13 protein-coding genes are annotated in these 15,852 nt (G+C 72.1%); 4 read left to right on the top strand and 9 right to left on the bottom strand.

All coding sequences use genetic code 11. The features are described 5' to 3' along the window. Positions 1-57: 57 nt before the first annotated feature. Positions 58-1,098, top strand: a complete 1,041-nt coding sequence (locus ABID81_RS04290; protein WP_354593577.1) for an Lrp/AsnC family transcriptional regulator — start codon at positions 58-60, stop codon at positions 1,096-1,098. A 24-nt stretch (positions 1,099-1,122) separates the two neighbouring features. Then, a complete protein-coding gene (locus tag ABID81_RS04285; RefSeq protein WP_354593576.1) occupies positions 1,123-2,310 on the top strand; it encodes a N(5)-(carboxyethyl)ornithine synthase in 1,188 nt (395 codons plus the stop codon). A 149-nt stretch (positions 2,311-2,459) separates the two neighbouring features. On the opposite strand, the gene ABID81_RS04280 is transcribed toward ABID81_RS04285, so the two are convergent. The 6 genes from ABID81_RS04280 to ABID81_RS04255 all read right to left on the bottom strand — a co-directional run bounded on the left by ABID81_RS04280 (position 2,460) and on the right by ABID81_RS04255 (position 9,002). Further along, on the bottom strand, positions 2,460-4,772 hold the full coding sequence (locus ABID81_RS04280) for an FdhF/YdeP family oxidoreductase (protein WP_354593575.1): 2,313 nt from the start codon (positions 4,770-4,772) through the stop codon (positions 2,460-2,462). Then, positions 4,769-5,740, bottom strand: a complete 972-nt coding sequence (gene fdhD / locus ABID81_RS04275; RefSeq protein WP_354593574.1) for a formate dehydrogenase accessory sulfurtransferase FdhD — start codon at positions 5,738-5,740, stop codon at positions 4,769-4,771. The genes ABID81_RS04280 and fdhD overlap by 4 nt, the downstream gene beginning before the upstream one ends. A gap of 116 nt (positions 5,741-5,856) precedes the next feature. Then, complete coding sequence (locus ABID81_RS04270; protein WP_354593573.1) at positions 5,857-7,029, bottom strand: molybdopterin molybdotransferase MoeA; 1,173 nt, start codon at positions 7,027-7,029, stop codon at positions 5,857-5,859. Next, positions 7,026-7,283, bottom strand: a complete 258-nt coding sequence (locus ABID81_RS04265; RefSeq protein ID WP_354593572.1) for a DUF6457 domain-containing protein — start codon at positions 7,281-7,283, stop codon at positions 7,026-7,028. Before ABID81_RS04265 ends, ABID81_RS04270 begins: the two co-directional genes overlap by 4 nt. Positions 7,284-7,292: 9 nt before the next feature. Continuing rightward, complete coding sequence (mobA, locus tag ABID81_RS04260) at positions 7,293-7,928, bottom strand: molybdenum cofactor guanylyltransferase (RefSeq protein ID WP_354593571.1); 636 nt, start codon at positions 7,926-7,928, stop codon at positions 7,293-7,295. 93 nt (positions 7,929-8,021) lie between these two features. Further along, positions 8,022-9,002: a bifunctional methionine sulfoxide reductase B/A protein gene (locus ABID81_RS04255; RefSeq protein ID WP_354593570.1), complete on the bottom strand. Its 981-nt coding sequence runs from the start codon at positions 9,000-9,002 to the stop codon at positions 8,022-8,024. 124 nt (positions 9,003-9,126) lie between these two features. On the opposite strand from ABID81_RS04255, the gene ABID81_RS04250 reads away from it, so the two are divergent. Further along, positions 9,127-10,743 (top strand): ABC-F family ATP-binding cassette domain-containing protein, encoded by a 1,617-nt coding sequence (locus ABID81_RS04250; protein ID WP_354593569.1) that lies wholly within the window; start codon positions 9,127-9,129, stop codon positions 10,741-10,743. Positions 10,744-10,872: 129 nt separating this feature from the next. Here the strand turns inward: ABID81_RS04250 and ABID81_RS04245 are convergent, their stop codons facing one another. The 3 genes from ABID81_RS04245 to ABID81_RS04235 all read right to left on the bottom strand — a co-directional run bounded on the left by ABID81_RS04245 (position 10,873) and on the right by ABID81_RS04235 (position 14,333). Continuing rightward, positions 10,873-11,799 (bottom strand): glycerophosphodiester phosphodiesterase, encoded by a 927-nt coding sequence (locus ABID81_RS04245; protein ID WP_354593568.1) that lies wholly within the window; start codon positions 11,797-11,799, stop codon positions 10,873-10,875. A 71-nt stretch (positions 11,800-11,870) separates the two neighbouring features. After that, positions 11,871-12,206, bottom strand: coding sequence for a glycosyl hydrolase 53 family protein (locus ABID81_RS04240; protein WP_354593567.1), 336 nt, complete (start codon positions 12,204-12,206; stop codon positions 11,871-11,873). Positions 12,207-12,293: 87 nt separating this feature from the next. Continuing rightward, positions 12,294-14,333, bottom strand: a complete 2,040-nt coding sequence (locus ABID81_RS04235; RefSeq protein ID WP_354593566.1) for a beta-galactosidase — start codon at positions 14,331-14,333, stop codon at positions 12,294-12,296. A gap of 192 nt (positions 14,334-14,525) precedes the next feature. Between ABID81_RS04235 and ABID81_RS04230 the strand changes: the two genes are divergently transcribed. Next, positions 14,526-15,833, top strand: a complete 1,308-nt coding sequence (locus ABID81_RS04230; protein WP_354593565.1) for an ABC transporter substrate-binding protein — start codon at positions 14,526-14,528, stop codon at positions 15,831-15,833. Positions 15,834-15,852: the final 19 nt, after the last annotated feature.

Below are 15,852 nucleotides of genomic sequence, written 5' to 3'. Positions count from 1 at the left end.
ATCAATCCATCGGGACGGGTCGGCGCCCCTCGGCGCGAACGCCCGTATCCTGATGCCGTGCCACGCCTCGTGCCTCCCGCCGGTCAGCCCCTCCTCGACGAGACCGACCTCGACATCGCCGCGGCGATGCACATCGCGCCTCGCGTCCCGACCGCCGCCCTCGCCGAGATCCTGGGGTTGCCCGTGAGCACGCTGAGTCGTCGCCTCGTCCGCCTGCAGGAGGAGCGCCTCCTGCGGGTGGTCGGCCGCTACGCCTGGGAGCTCATCACCTCGAGCAACCCGTACGAACTCTGGATCACCTCGGCGCCCGGGCGGTCGAGGGCGGTGCTGGCCGAGCTGCTGCGCATCCCGGACGTCCAGTTCGTCCTGCAGACCAGTGGTCCGGCCGACCTGTACGCCAACCTCTTCCCGCTCCGCGGCTCGGACCAGGAAGAACTGCTCGGAAGCGTCATCCCCTCGATCCCCGGCGTCCGGGCCGTCGACAGCCGCATGATCCTCGAGCCGGCGAAGGTCGGGCAGGCCTGGCGCTACCCGCGCCTCGACGACGAGCGCGTCGAACGCCTCGAGGGGCACGCGGCCGTGGCCGCCCACCCGCCGATCGACGACCTCGCTCAGCTCAGCGACCTCGAGTTCGAGACGATGCGGATGCTCGGGGCCAACGCTCGCGTCACGGCGGCGGAGGTGGGCCGGACGCTCGGGGTGTCGTCTTCGACCGCCGCGCGGGCCATCCGGCTGCTGCTGCAGAGCGGGGCCGTCTCACCGCGGGTCGAGATGCAGTCCGACCTGCTCGGCTACCCGCTGCACGCGATCGTGACCATCGACGTGCAGCCGCGCGACGTCTCGAACACGCTCGAACGCGTCGCCGTGCACCCCAGCGTCCGCCTCCTGTCGACCGTGACCGGCTCGGCCCCGATCAGCCTCTCCGGTGTGTTCCACGGCCCGGCCGACCTCGCCACGTTCATCCGGGACGACCTGGGCGCCCTGCCCTGGGTCCGGTCGATCCAGAGCGTGACCGGCCTGCGGCTGCAGCGACGGTACTGGATCGACCGCGACGGCCTGCGCCTCGGTGCCCAGGTGGCCGACGTGTTGCGGCGCTGAGCACCCGCCCGTCTAAGGTCAGGCATGAGCCAAACGGATTCTCCGCCCACCGGCACCACCCCCGGCACCCCCGCCCTGCTGCGCCTCGGGGTGCTCGCCACCTCGCGGAAGCCCGACGAGCGCCGCCTGCCGATCCACCCCGCGCACCTCGACCGCATCGACGCGGACCTGCGCGCGGAGATGACCCTCGAGCGTGGCTACGGCCTGCGGTTCGGCATCCCCGACGCCGACCTCGAGCCCCTGGTGGCGATGGCCGATCGTGAGCAGATCGTCGCCGAGAGCGACGTCGTCCTGCTGCCCAAGCCCCAGGCCGCCGACCTCGAGGGCTTGCGCGACGGTCAGACGCTATGGGGGTGGCCGCACTGCGTGCAGGACCGCGAGATCACCCAGCTCGCCATCGACAAGCACCTCACCCTCATCGCGTGGGAGGCCATGAACCACTGGCAGTCCGACGGTGGCTACGGACTGCACGTCTTCCACAAGAACAACGAGCTCGCCGGTTACTGCTCGGTGCTGCACGCCCTCCAGCTCTGCGGGTCGACGGGCGACTACGGCCGCCGACTCAGCGCCGTCGTCATCGGCTTCGGGGCCACGGCACGGGGTGCCGTCACGGCTCTCAACGCCCACGGCATCCACGACGTGCGCGTCCTGACGAACCGCAACATCGCCGCCGTCGGCTCGCCCATCCCGTCGGTCGACATCTTCCAGTTCGAGCACGACGCCGAGACGCCCGGCGCCAGCACGGTCAACACCCCCGACGGTCCGGTCGCCCTCGCGCCCTTCCTCGCCGCCGCCGACATCGTCGTCAACTGCACCCTGCAAGATCCGAACGCCCCGCTCACGTACCTGCGCGAGAGCGACCTCGGAGCGTTCCGGCCCGGCAGCCTCATCGTCGACGTCTCGGTCGACGAGGGCATGGGCTTCGACTGGGCCCGGGCCACGACCTTCGCCGACCCGTTGGTCACGGTCGGTGACACGACGAACTACTACGCCGTCGACCACAGCCCGTCCCTGCTCTGGAACTCGACCACGTGGGAGATCAGCGAGGCGCTCATGCCCTTCCTGCGCACCGTCATGGAGGGCCCGACCTCGTGGGCGGCGTCCGACACCATCCGCCGCGCCGTCGAGATCGCGGAGGGGCGGGTCGAGAACCCGGCGATCCTCGAGTTCCAGCACCGCGCCTCCTCGTACCCGCACGCACCGCTCGACTGACGAGCCGCCCGGTACGAGGCGCCGCCGAGTGGACTGCGCGCCGCCGCAGGCCGCGGCGTCCTGTCCACTCGGCGGTGTTCGTGGGGGCACAGGGACTCCATGACGATGAAGCCCGCCAACCGGGCCGCCCTGGACGCGCCGGGCGAGCCTCAGACGCCGACCGGCACCGCCGCCGGCGTGACCTTCACCAGCACCGCCTTCGACACCGGGGTGTTGCTGCCGATGGCCGCGCTGTCGAGCGGCACGAGCACGTTCGCCTCGGGGAAGTACGCCGCGGCGCAGCCCCGGGCCGTCGGGTAGGCGACGATCCGGTAGTCGCGCAGCACGCGCTCGACGTCGTCGGTCCAGACCGTCGACACGTCGACCTTCTGCCCGTCGACCAGCCCGAGGTCGTCGAGGTCGAGCGGGTTGACGAAGACGACGTGCCGACCCTTCTTGATGCCGCGGTACCGGTCGTTCAGGCTGTAGATCGTGGTGTTGTACTGGTCGTGCGAGCGCAGGGTCTGCAGCAGCAGCGTGCCCTCGGGTCGTTCGACGTGCTCGAGGTCGTTGACCGTGATCATCGCCTTGCCGACCTCGGTCGGGAACGTCCGCGAGTCACGCGGCCCGTTCGGCAGCACGAACCCCTCGCGGCTGCGCACCCGTTCGCTGTAGCGCTCGAAGCCGGGCACGACGCGGCTGATGTGGTCGCGCAGCGTGTCGTAGTCGTCCTCGAAGGCCTGCCAGTCGATCTCGAGGTCGGCCCGGTCGCCGAGCGTCGCCCGCGCGAGCCGGCTGACGATCGCGACCTCGCTGAGCAGGTCGGGCGCGACGGGCGGCACCTGGCCGTGGCTGCCGTGCACCGAGCACACCGTGTCCTCGACCGAGACGAACTGCGGTCCGGCCGCCTGCACGTCGATCTCGGTGCGGCCGAGGGTCGGCAGGATGAGCGCCTCGGCGCCGACGACGGCGTGCGACCGGTTGAGCTTCGTCGACACCTGGACGGTCATGTCGGTGCCGCGCATCGCGGCCTCGGCGAGCTGGGTGTCCGAGATGGCGGCGACGAGGTTGCCGCCCATGCCCATCCAGAACTTGATGCGGCCCTCTCGCATGGCCTTGATGCCCTTGAGGGCGTCGACGCCGTGCTCGCGCGGCGGGTCGAAGCGGAACTCCTTCTGCAGGGCGTCGAGGAACTCGTCCGAGACCTGCTCCCAGATGCCCATCGTGCGGTCGCCCTGCACGTTGCTGTGCCCGCGGATGGGCGACGCCCCGGCGCCGGGCTTGCCGATGTTGCCGCGCAGCAGCAGCAGGTTGATGATCTCCTTGATCGTGTCGACGGCCTTGCGGTGCTGGGTGATGCCCATCGCCCAGGTGATGATGACCCGGTCGGAGTGCAGGTAGCGGTCGGCGAGCTCGTCGATCTCGGCCCGGTCGAGCCCGGTCGCCAGCAGCACCTCGTCGTCGTCGACCTGCGCGATGTGCTCGCGGAAGGCGTCGAGGCCCACGGTGTGCTCGGCGAGGAACTCGTGGTCGAGCACCGTGCCGGGTGCGGCGTCCTCGGCCTCGAGCACGCGCTTGGCGACGGCCTGCAGCAGGGCCATGTCGCCGCCGAGCCGGATCTGCAGGAACTGGTCGGCGATGTCGGTGCCGCGACCCGCCACGCCGCGGGGCAGCTGCGGGTTCTTGTAGCGGCGCAGGCCGGCCTCGGGCAGCGGGTTGACCGCGACGATCTTGGCGCCCTTGAGCTTGGCGTCCTCGAGGGCGGTGAGCATGCGCGGGTGGTTCGTCCCGGGGTTCTGGCCCAGGATGACGATCAGGTCGGCCTGCTCGAAGTCGTCGTACGCGATGGTCGACTTGCCGATGCCGACGACCTCGGCCATGGCGAGGCTCGTCGACTCGTGGCACATGTTCGAGCAGTCGGGCAGGTTGTTCGTGCCGAACGCCCGGACGAAGAGCTGGTAGACGAAGGCGGCTTCGTTCGAGGTGCGGCCCGACGTGTAGAACGACGCCTCGTCGGGGCTGTCGAGCGACCTCAGCTTGTCGCCGACGATGCGGAAGGCTTCGTCCCACGACACCTCGCGGTAGTGGTCGCTGCCGGTCGGCTTGTGCACCGGCTTCGTGATGCGCCCCTGCATGCCGAGCCAGTACTCGGTCTTGTCGAGCAGGTCGGTGACGGAGTGCTCGGCCCAGAACGTGTCGGGCACGAGCACCGGGTTGGCCTCCCACGTGACCGCCTTGGCGCCGTTCTCGCAGAACTCGGCGACCTTGCGGTGGTGCGGGTCGGGCCAGGCGCAGCTCATGCAGTCGAAGCCGTCCTTCTGGTTCAGCGACGTCATGAGCTTGACGGTCCGCGCCAGCCCGAGCTGCTTGACCGCGGGCTCCATCGAGTGCAGCACGCCGGGCACGCCGGCCGCCCACTCGCGCGGGGGGCCGACCTCGATGTCGGCGTCGGTCACGTCGGAGACGGGGGGTTTCTCGGTCACGGTCTTGGTCCGATCGTCAGGGGCACGGGGGTCGACGCGCGCGTCGCGCCGTCGGGGGAGTCGGGGGACGAGGAGGCGCGGGTCGCGTCACCAGCACCGCCGGCGCGGGCCGCCGGCTCGGTGCCGTCGGGCTCGCCGAGCCGGTCGGGTCGCGAGTACACGACCATCGACCGCCCGCGGAGGAAGCCCACGATCGTCACGCCCAGTTCGTTCGCGAGGTCGACGGCGAGCGACGACGGTGCCGACACGGCCGCCAGCACGGGGATTCCCGCCATCGAGGCCTTCTGCGTCAGCTCGAACGAGGCGCGACCCGAGACCATCAGGACGGTCGAGGTCAACGGCAGCCGCGCCTCCTTGACGGCCCAGCCGACGACCTTGTCGACGGCGTTGTGCCGTCCGACGTCTTCGCGCAGCACGAGCAGCTCGCCGGTGCCGCCGTCGAAGAGGGCGGCGGCGTGCAGCCCGCCGGTCTTCTCGAAGACGTCCTGCCCCTCGCGGAGGCGGTCGGGGAAGGTCGCGAGCAGGGCCGGGTCGAGCACGAGCGGGTCGTGCAGCACCTCGTGCTGCGACTTCGTGCGCACGGCGTCGATCGAAGCCTTGCCGCACAGCCCGCACGAGCTCGTCGTGTAGAACGCCCGCTCGAGGCTGGGGTCGGGGGCGGGCACCCCCGGCGCGAGCGTGACGTCGAGCACGTTGTAGGTGTTCAGGCCCTCGGCCGTGGCCCCGGCGCAGTACCGCGCCGCGAAGAACTCGTCGCCCGTCGAGATGACGCCCTCGGAGACGAGGAAGCCCGCGGCGAGGTCGAAGTCGTGGCCGGGCGTGCGCATCGTGATGGCGAGCGACGAACCGCCGACGCGGATCTCGAGGGGTTCTTCGACCGCCAGGGTGTCCATCGTCTTGCGGACGCCCGCCCCCTCGTCGCCGACGGTGATGCGGGTCACCGGTCGCCGTGCCGTGATTCGTGCCATGGCTCAGGTCTACCCCCGATCGGCCTCCACCGAAAGTCGGCGCGCGTCCGGTGGACAGCGCCGCCCTGCACCCGGCCCTGGGGAGGAGTCGAGACCGAGCCCCGGCCGGTCGCCGGTCACCACGGCAGGGCGAGCGCCGGCACGACGTCCCCGGCCCGCGCACCGCCCTCGGGCACGACCAGGAGGCCCTCGGCGTCGGCCAGTCCGCGCAGCATCGCGGACGACTGACGCGCGGTGGGCACGGCGCCGTCCTCCGTCACGCGGTAGGCCTGCACGAGGACGCCCGGCCGCGGGTGGGCCACGTCGACCGCGAGGGTGACGACGCCGGGAGGCGCGGCTCGCCGACCCAGCAGCCCGTCGACGACGGCGGTCCCCACGACGACGAGCCCCACGTAGGCGGCCATCGGGTTGCCCGGCAGGCACAGGTACAGCGTCCCGCCCCGCCGCGCGACGATCAGGGGCTGGCCCGGGCGCATCGCGAGACCGTCGACGACCAGTTCGGCTCCGAGCCGGTCGAGGGCGGCGCGGACGTGGTCGGTGCGGCCGTGGGCGGTCCCCCCGGTCGTCACGACGAGGCGACGGTCCGGGCGGTCGAGGGCCGCGACCGTCGCGTCGAGCTGGTCGGGCACCCGCGTCGTCGACGTCTCCGCGACGCCGAGGGAGCCGAGGAGGCGCGGCACCGGCACCGAGAACACGTCGCGGACGGTGCCGGGCTCGGGCACGCCCTCGGCCACGACCTCGTCGCCGAGGACTGCCAGCGCGACCGTCGGCCGGACGACGACGGGCACGGCGTCGTGCCCCCCGAGGGCCAGCACGGCGAGGCGGGGCGGGGTGAGGAGCGTGCCCGCGGCGAGCAGGACGTCGCCGTGGTCGATCTCTTCTCCGGCACGACGGACGTGCGACGGGCGCCGCGGGTCGGGGTCCGCCGTCAGGACGCCGTCGGCCACGTGACCGGCCTCCGACCGCAGCACCCGCTCGGTCCCGGTCGGCACGACGGCCCCGGTGGTGACGGGGCGTGCGGTCCCCGGTGGCAACGGTTCGACGCCGTCGCCGACCCGGCCCGCGACGATCGACCGACCGAGGCGCCACGGTCCGTCGCCGGCGACCGCCCAACCGTCCATCGCCGAGACGTCGGAACCGGGCACCCGCGCGAGGCTCACGACCTCGCGGGCCAGGGTGCGTCCCGCCGCCTCGCCGAGAACGACCGTCTCGACGGACCGGGGCAGCGCCCGGGCGACGTCGGCCGCCTCGGTCCGGGCGACGCGCCAGTCGGCCCGCCGGACCGTCACGCCCGGTCGGCCGTGGCGAGCGCGGTGGCGGTCGCGACCGCGCGGTCGAGTTCGGCGCGCGAACCCCCGGCGAGCCCCGCGGCGTAGCCGACGAGGAAGGTCGTCAGCGGGGCGGCGGGCCGGGCGACGCCGTGCGCCGCGTCGCGGGCGAGGTCGAGCACCTCGGGGACGTCGACCACGAAGTCGTCGGGCAGCCCCAGGGCCCGGGCGAGTCGTTCGGCCCAGGCGTCGAGGTCGGCAGGTGTGTCGGTCATGCCAGTCACTCAACCAGTCGGGTGGGACTCGTGCCGGACGACACCCAGGCGGTCGGCGTCGTCCACGGTGTCGACGTCGGCGCAGAGCTCGTCGGGCACCGGCACCTCGAGCAGGTCGAGGCCGTCCAGCAGCCGCCGGAGCGACAGGCCGACGAGGGGCCCCTCGGCCCGCAGCGCTTCGAGTCGGGCCCGAAGGGACCCGGTCCGGTAGACGCCGAGCAGCGGTTGGCGACGCCCGCCCGAGTCGACGGCCAGCAGGCCGTCGCGGCGCTCGCCGTCGCCGTCGTGACGGCCACCGTCCTCGAGCAGCGCCCGGACGGCCTCGGGCGCCCGCGGCAGGTCGCAGGCGAGCACGAGGGTCCACGGGGCCGGTCGCGGGACGACGTCCAGGCCGGCCGCCAGCGCGGTGACGGGCCCGGACCAGGCGGGTCGCTCGCGGGTCAGCAGCGCCCCGGTCGGCGGCACCCGCCCCTCACGCAGGCCGACCACGACGAGGGCGCGGGCGCCGGCCGACGCCTCGACGGCCCGGTCGAGCAGCGTCGCGTCCCCGCTCGTGAACGCCGTCTTGTCGACCCCCTCGACCCGGGAGGCGCGACCCCCCGCCAGCAGGACGGCGTCGAAGGCGAGCGGAGTGTCTCTGCGCATGCCCACAGGCTAGGGCGCGCGCGACCGGACGGACGCAGGAGGCGCGGTGCCGGTCGGACCGGTACCGCGCCTCCTGTGGGCTCTCGCGGGGCGTCAGCCCGCGGCGACCTGCTGGTCGCGCTTCGGCAGCACCCAGCCCGGGCGCACGAAGTGGCAGGTGTAGCCGTAGGGGTCCTTCTCGAGGTAGTCCTGGTGCTCCTCTTCGGCCTGCCAGAAGTCGCCGGCGGGCGAGACCTCGGTGACGACCTTGCCGGGCCAGAGGCCCGACGCGTCGACGTCGGCGATGGTGTCGAGCGCCGTCGCCCGCTGCTCGTCGTTCGTGTAGAAGATCGCCGAGCGGTAGCTGTCGCCGACGTCGTTGCCCTGGCGGTCCTTCGTCGACGGGTCGTGGATCTGGAAGAAGAACTCGAGGATCTCGCGGTACGAGGTCAGGCCCGGGTCGAAGACGATCTCGACGGCCTCGGCGTGGCCTCGGTGGTTGCGGTACGTGGCGTTCGGCACGCTGCCGCCCGAGTAGCCGACGCGCGTCGAGACGATGCCCGGTCGACGGCGCAGCAGCTGCTGGGCGCCCCAGAAGCAGCCTCCGGCGAGGATGGCGGTCTCGGTCGTGCCGCTGGGGGCTGGGGTGGATTCGGGGGAGAAGAGCGTCATGTAGGCACCGTATCCTTCGGTTTCGAGTGAGGCGTGGGGGACGAAGCGGAGGGCCGCCGAGTTGATGCAGTAGCGCAGGCCGCCGGTGGCGGTGGGACCGTCGCCGAACACGTGGCCGAGGTGGCTGTCGCCCGCGGCGGACCGCACCTCGGTGCGCTTGAAGAACAGGCCCTCGCGCTTCTCGACGACGTGATCGGCGTCGATCGGGCGGGTGAAGCTCGGCCAGCCGGTCCGGCTGTCGAACTTGTCGACCGAGGCGAACAGGGGCTCGCCCGAGACGACGTCCACGTAGATGCCGACGTCCTTCGAGTCCCAGAACTCGTTGCGGAACGCCGGTTCGGTGCCGCCGCCCTGGGTGACTCGACGCTGGGTCGAGGTGAGACGGGCGACCGCCTCGGGGTCTTTCCGGTACTGGTTCGACATGATGCCTCCTGTTCGTCGGCGCCGGTGCGATCGGATGGGGTCGGGTGCCCGCGATCGCGTCGATGCCTCTCACGACAACAACCGGGCGGTGCCGGGTGTTCCGAAGGCCTGCGAGGATCGACGCATGAGCCTCATCCGACTGAACGACGTGACCGTCCGCTTCGACGGCACCCCGGTGGTGCGCGAGGCGTTCTTCCGCCTCGACGAGAAGGAGCGCGTGGGGTTGATCGGTCGCAACGGCAGCGGCAAGTCGACCCTGCTCAAGCTGATGCTCGACCAGGTGCAGCCCGACGTGGGCACGGTCACGCTCGAGCAGGGCGTGCGGGTGGGCTACTTCTCGCAGTTCTCCGAGCTCGACGGCACGCAGACGATCGTCGAGGTGCTGACCGGGCTCTTCGCCCACGAGCGGGCGATCGAGGCCGACCTGGCGCAGATCGACGCCGACATCGCGGTCGCGGCCGTGGACCCCGACGGCGGGGACGCCCTCGACCAGCTGATCCACCGGCAGTCCGAGCTGTTCGCCGAGATGGACCGGGTCGACGGCTGGGAGTACCCGCGCCGCATCGACACCGCCCTCAGCGTGCTGGGGTTCGGCGACGCGCACCGCAGCAGCCCGATCGACGACCTCAGCGGCGGCTGGCGCAACCGGGCGGCCCTCGCGAAGATCGTCCTCGAGGACCCCGACGTGCTGCTGCTCGACGAGCCCACGAACTTCCTCGACGTGGCGGGCGTCGAATGGCTCGAGGCGTGGTTCCGCGACTTCCACGGGGCCGCGGTCGTCGTGTCGCACGACCGCAGCTTCCTCGACGCGGTCGTCACGCGCATCGTCGAGGTCGAGAACTTCCACCTGCACGACTACCCGGGCGACTTCGCCGAGTACGTCGTGCAGAAGCAGTTCCGGCTGAAGAGCCTCGAGCAGCAGTTCGTGCACGAGTCCGAACTCCTCGCGTTCGAGGCCGAGGGCATCTCGGACCGCCGCGACGCCGCCAAGGCCGCCAAGCGGCAGGACGGTGGCGACCTGCTCAAGCAGCTCGCCAAGGTCAAGAAGTCGCGGGCCCCGCGCCCGGTCGACCAGATCATCACCGAGATCTACTCGGGCCTGCACGTCAAGGACGTCCTCTGCCGCGTCGACGGCCTCGGCAAGGCGCGCGACGACCGCACGCTCTTCGACGACCTGACCTTCGAGCTGCGCCGCGGTGACCGCCTCGTCGTCACCGGTGCGAACGGCAGCGGCAAGAGCACCCTGCTGCGGGTGCTGACCGGCGAGGAGCGCGCCGACGCGGGGCGGGCGGCCTGGGCCGGCGGCGTCAAGGTGGTCTCGTACGACCAGGTGCTGGCCGAGCTCGACGACGACGACACCGTGACGCACTCGGTCAATGCCCTGCCCGACAGCCTCGCGCTGACCGCGACCCGCAAGTCGGTCGGTCGGTTCCTCGCCATGTTCCAGTTCAGCGAGGCCGACCTCAAGAAGCGCATCGGCTCGCTCTCGGGCGGTCAGCGGGCCCGCGTGGCGATGGCGCAGTGCCTGCTCTCGGGGGCCTCGGTGCTGCTGCTCGACGAGCCGACCAACCACCTCGACGTGCCGAGCGCCCAGGTCATGGAGCGGGCGCTGCAGCACTTCCCCGGCGCCGTCGTCGTGGTCAGCCACGACCGGTTCTTCGCCGACAAGGTCGCCACCCGGCGGCTGGTGTTCGGGGCGGACGCCGAGCGGCCCGAACGCGTGGCGGTCACCGCCGCCTGAGCCGTCGGTCCGCCCGGCGTCGGACCCCGGTCGTCGGCCCCGGGTCGTCGGGCCGCGGTCGTCGCCCCGGGTCGTCGGGCCGCGGTCGTCGCCCCGGGTCGTCAGTCCGCGGTCGGCAGGCCTCGGTCGTCAGCCCTCGGTCGTCAACGGTGGGACCACCTCGGCCACGCCCGAGACGACCAGCCCGTCCGCGTCGTGGTCGAGGGCGGAGTACGCCGCGTCGAGGTCGGGCACGATGTGGCCGTAGACCGGCTTGCCGGTCGCGGCGAGGGTGGCCCAGGTCGTGGCGGGCGCCTGCCAGTCGAGGCCCAGCAGGCTCCAGCTCGACGAGGTGCGGCTCAGCAGCCCGGGGTCCTCCGCGAGCTCGCCGGCGTAGTAGTAGCCCCAGGTCTCGCACCCCCGGGCGGTCGCGAGGTCGCCCCACTCGGTCTGCGTGCAGTAGCCCTTGGCGACGAGGGTCTGCGTCAGGTCGGCCGTGCCGAGCTGCGTCCGGGCGATCTCGAACAGCTCGGGGTAGAAGTCGGCGCCGACGTACTTCGGGTCGACGAAGAGCGCGTGGTCGTGGCCGAACTCGAGGACGATCTCGTCGAAGCGGGCGTAGGGCTGGTCCGACTGGTCGGGGTCGCTCGTCCCCGCCGCCGAGATGCGGTAGCGCTGCACCTCGGCCCAGGTGTGCTCGGCGGCGACGAAGCCGGTCGTGCCCGAGGTGCGGTCGAGGGTCTCGTCGTGCAGGCCGAACCAGACGCCGTCCGAGGTGCGGGCGAGCGACATCTCGAGCGCGTCCACCCCTGCCGCGACCGACTGCCGGTACGCGAACAGCGACATCTCGGGCCAGTCGAGCGACCCGCCGCGGTGCGCGACGGTCGCCGTGCCCGCGGCCAGCAGGGCGTCGACGGGCCGAGGAGGCGCGGTCGGCGTGACCCGCGCCTCCTCGGTCACGCGGTCGGCCCGCAGGGCGACGCCCGCACCGAGCGTGCCGAGGACGGCGAGTCCGCCCGCGCCGAGCAGCGCGGTGCGGCGGGACACGCGGGGTCGCGGACGCGGGGCGGAGGGCATGGCTCAATCTTGGGGGTCGCCGGGCCCGGGGCGCGACGCCCGGGGCCCGGTTCACCCGGCGGTCGCCCGCGTCAGTCGGCTTCGTACTCGTCGAGGGCGGGCGAGGGGCGACCGTCGGGGTCCCACATCGCCTGGTTCTCCCACGCGTTGCCCGAGGCCGGGTCGTCGGGGTCCCAGCCGGCACCCTCGACCGCGGTCCACGCGGGCTCCCACGCGACGACGCCGATGCCGCGGCCGCCGGGGGCGGATGCCACCACGTCCTGGATCGCCCGGAAGTTCGCGGCCTGGCCCTCGGGCGTCGCAGGATAGCCGACGACCAGCTGCGACGGGGCGACGATCACGTTCTCCCAGGCGTGGTCGGGGTCGTCCTCGAGCGTCCACGGGTACGAGGTCTCGACGATCAGCACGTCGCGGCTCTCGGGGTGGGGTGCAGGAGGCGCGGTGCCGGTCTCGACACCGGCACCGCACCTCCTGCGATCGCCTCGCGTCGCGGCTCAGCCTCGCGGGCCGCTGACGACGCGCACCGCACCGGCGGGCACGGCGAGACGGCCGTCGACGGGGTCGCCGGTGATCAGTTCGGTGCCCCGCCCGGTGACGACGTCGGCCTCGGCGTCGCCGTGGTTGACGAAGAACGTGAAGTCGACGTCGTCGCCGTGACGGACGACGACCTCGAGCCCCGCGGGGTGCTCGACCGGCACGGCGACCCCCGCGTCGTCGAGCACGGCCCGGACGAGACCGTCCAGGTCGGCGCCGGAGGTGCGGGTGGAGACGTACCAGGCCGACCCGTCGCCTCGCTCGTTGCGGGTGACGGCGGGCCCGCCGGCGGCTGGACCGTCGACGTAGCGCGAGACCGCGTCGGCGCCCTCGAGCACGATGTCGTCCGACCAGCCCGTGCCCGTCGTGCCGTCGTCCAGGGTGACCACCTGGTCGGCGTACAGGGGCAGGAACTCGGGCACCGAGAGGCCGAGCGTCCGTCGCAGGGCACCGGGAGCGCCACCCTCGTGGACGGCGTCGTCCTCGTCGACGACCCCTGAGAAGTACGACGCCACGAAGGTGCCGCCGGCCCGGACGAACGCGTCGATCGCCTCCGATGTCGCCTCGTCGGCGAGGTAGAGCGACGGGGCGACGACGAGGTCGTACCCCGTGAGGTCGTCGTGCGGGTGCCGGAAGTCCACCGTGACGCCGAGCTGCCACAGGGCCGCGTACCAGGCCACGACGCGCTCGCGGTGGTCGAGTTCGACGGAGGGGCGCCACTCGAGGTCGTGCGCCCAGAACGACTCGACGTCCCAGAGGACGGCGACCCGCGCCTCCACCCGGCTGCCGCGGACGGCCGCGAGGCGACCCAGGTCGGCGCCGAAGTCGACGACCTCGCGCCAGGTGCGGGTCGCGACGCCGGCGTGCGGCAGCATCGCCGAGTGGAACTTCTCGGCGCCGTAACGTGATGCGCGGAACTGGAAGAACAGGATGGCGTCGGCGCCGCGGGCGAGGTGGCTGGCCGCGTTGCGGGCCAGTTCACCGGGCCGCTTGGCGATGTTGCGTGGCTGCCAGTTGACGGCTGAGGTCGAGTGTTCCATCAGCATCCACGGCGCACCGCCGGCGAGTGACCGGGTGAGGTCGGCGTCCATGGCGAGCAGCACGTGGTTGTCGTGGCGTTCGGCCACCAGGTAGTGGTCGTTCGCGACCACGTCGACCTCGCGGGCCCACTTCCAGTAGTCGATCGAGGGGCAGTTGGTCGCCATGAAGTTCGTGGTGACCGGGAGGTGCGGTGCATGGCGCTTGATCGCGTCGCGTTCGGCCGTGAAGCAGGCCAACAGGGCGTCCGAGGTGAACCGGGCGAAGTCCAGGCGCGACGTCTGGTTCACGACCGTGGCCGAGGTGCGTGGCACGTCGATCTCGTCCCACTCGCCGTAGGTCTGGCCCCAGAACCGGGTGCCCCACGCGGCGTTCAGCGCGTCGAGGCTGACGTACTTCTCCTCGAGCCAGGTGCGGAAGGCGAGCACCGAGTGGGGGCCGTAGTCCTCGCTGATCGGGGCGCCGTACTCGTTGTGGACGTGCCAGAGGACGACCGCGGGGTGGTTCGCGTACCGCTCGGCCAGCCGCTCGGTGATGGCCAGCGCGGCCCGACGGTAGTCGGGGCTGCTCGGGCTGACCATGCCGCGCGAGCCGCGGCCCAGCGTGACGCCGTCGCGGGTGACGGGGTGCGAGTCGGGGTAGGCCTTCCAGAACCACGCGGGAGGCACGGTCGTCGGGGTGGCGAGGTCGACGTCGATGCCGGCGTCGTGGAGCAGGCCGAGGACGTCGTCGAGGAAGCCGAAGTCGTACTCGCCCTCACGGGGCTCGAGCAGGGCCCACGAGAAGATGCCGACGCTGACCAGGTTGACGCCCGCCTGCTTCATCAGCGCGATGTCCTCGAGCCAGACCTCGCGCGGCCACTGTTCGGGGTTGTAGTCCCCGCCGTAGCGGAGGTCGGCGCGACCGGGCAGCCAGGTCGTGGTGGCCTGGGGCGTGGGCCGGGCGTCGAGCTCGAGTGACATGCGGTGATCTCCTTTGACTGTGTGCGCTCCCAGTTGTAACACACCGGTATCGACTGCCAAAAGCGTTCATGTCGGTGTTGACAAGCCAAAAGTGCTGTGCATAACTGTAACCGCTCACAGGCACAGCGACGTGGTTCTCCGAGGCCCGCGCTGTCCCCCCACCACAGCTCTTGCTTTCCTCAAGGAGGACGAATGCGCAGCTCATCCCGCCGTCTCGGTGTCGCCACGATCGCGACCGCCGCCCTACTGCTCACCGCCGGATGCTCCGGCGCCGGGGGAGGCTCGGCCGACGACGGCCCGGTCGAGCTCAGCTACTGGGCCTGGGCCCCGAACCTCGACAAGGTCGTCGACCTCTGGAACCAGGACAACCCCGACATCCAGGTCACCGTCAACAAGCAGGACGGCGGAGACCCGGCCATCACCAAGCTGCTCACGGCCATCAAGGCCGGCAGCGGTGCTCCCGACCTGATCCAGGCCGAGTACCAGAAGATCCCGACCCTCGTGTCGTCGGACGCGCTCGCCGACATCTCTGACCTGGGCGCCGCCGACCTCGAGGGCGACTTCTCGGAGGGCACCTGGTCGTCGGTGACCCTCGGCGGCGACGCCGTCTACGCCATCCCGCAGGACTCCGGCCCGATGATGGCCTACTACCGCACCGACATCCTCGACCAGTACGGCCTGAGCGTCCCGACCACGTGGGACGAGTACGCCGACGTGGCCACGAAGCTGCACGCCGCCGACCCGTCGAAGTACCTCGGCACCTTCTCGGCCAACGACGCCGGCTGGTTCGCCGGCCTCACGCAGCAGGCCGGGGCCTCCTGGTGGTCGATCGACGGCGACAGCTGGGGCGTCGACATCGCCGACGGCCCGACGGAGGAGGTCGCCTCGTACTGGGGCGGGCTCGTCGAGAGCGGTGCCATCGACAACAAGCCCATGTACACGCCCGAGTGGAACGCCGGGCTGAACGACGGCAGCCAGGTCGGCTGGATCAGCTCGGTGTGGGCGCCAGGCGTGCTGGGCGGCAACGCCCCCGACACCGCCGGCAAGTGGACCGCGGCCCTCCTGCCGCAGTGGGACGCCTCGAAGCCCGCGGACGGCAACTGGGGCGGCTCGACCACGGCCGTCACGACGCAGTCCGAGCACAAGGAGGCGGCGGTCGAGTTCGCCACCTGGCTGAACACCGACCCGACGGCCGTGGCCGCACTCGCCGACGTCGCAGGCGTCTACCCGGCGGCGACCGACGCCGCCGCGGACGCGCTGACGACCAGCCCCGACTTCTTCAGTCAGCAGGACGACTTCTACGACATCGCCGCGCAGGCGTCCGAGTCGGTGAACCCGTTCACCTACGGCCCCAACGTCAACGTCGCCTTCAGCGCGTACAACGACGAGTTCGCCAAGGCGGCCGACGCGAAGACGCGGACGGCCTTCGAGGACGCGGTCGAGGCCATGCAGGAGATCACCGTCGACGACCTGACGAAGAGCGGCTTCTCGGTCGAGTAGCGACACCGGGCGGGGCAGC

The sequence above is a fragment of the Frigoribacterium sp. PvP054 genome (assembly GCF_040547465.1).
In the GTDB taxonomy this organism is placed as follows: domain Bacteria; phylum Actinomycetota; class Actinomycetes; order Actinomycetales; family Microbacteriaceae; genus Frigoribacterium.
Note: the sequence above shows the minus strand (reverse complement) of the source record. Positions and strands in the feature narration are given on the sequence as shown.

Excerpts from the sequence above, each read along its gene's own strand:
- ABID81_RS04245 (WP_354593568.1), bottom strand. The coding sequence starts at position 11,799 with ATGCCCTCCGCCCCGCGTCCGCGACCCCGCGTGTCCCGCCGCACCGCG.
- ABID81_RS04230 (WP_354593565.1), top strand. The coding sequence starts at position 14,526 with ATGCGCAGCTCATCCCGCCGTCTCGGTGTCGCCACGATCGCGACCGCC.
- ABID81_RS04265 (WP_354593572.1), bottom strand. The coding sequence starts at position 7,283 with ATGACCGACACACCTGCCGACCTCGACGCCTGGGCCGAACGACTCGCC.
- mobA (WP_354593571.1), bottom strand. The coding sequence starts at position 7,928 with ATGCGCAGAGACACTCCGCTCGCCTTCGACGCCGTCCTGCTGGCGGGG.
- ABID81_RS04235 (WP_354593566.1), bottom strand. The coding sequence starts at position 14,333 with ATGTCACTCGAGCTCGACGCCCGGCCCACGCCCCAGGCCACCACGACC.
- fdhD (WP_354593574.1), bottom strand. The coding sequence starts at position 5,740 with ATGGCACGAATCACGGCACGGCGACCGGTGACCCGCATCACCGTCGGC.
- ABID81_RS04250 (WP_354593569.1), top strand. The coding sequence starts at position 9,127 with ATGAGCCTCATCCGACTGAACGACGTGACCGTCCGCTTCGACGGCACC.
- ABID81_RS04255 (WP_354593570.1), bottom strand. The coding sequence starts at position 9,002 with ATGTCGAACCAGTACCGGAAAGACCCCGAGGCGGTCGCCCGTCTCACC.
- ABID81_RS04285 (WP_354593576.1), top strand. The coding sequence starts at position 1,123 with ATGAGCCAAACGGATTCTCCGCCCACCGGCACCACCCCCGGCACCCCC.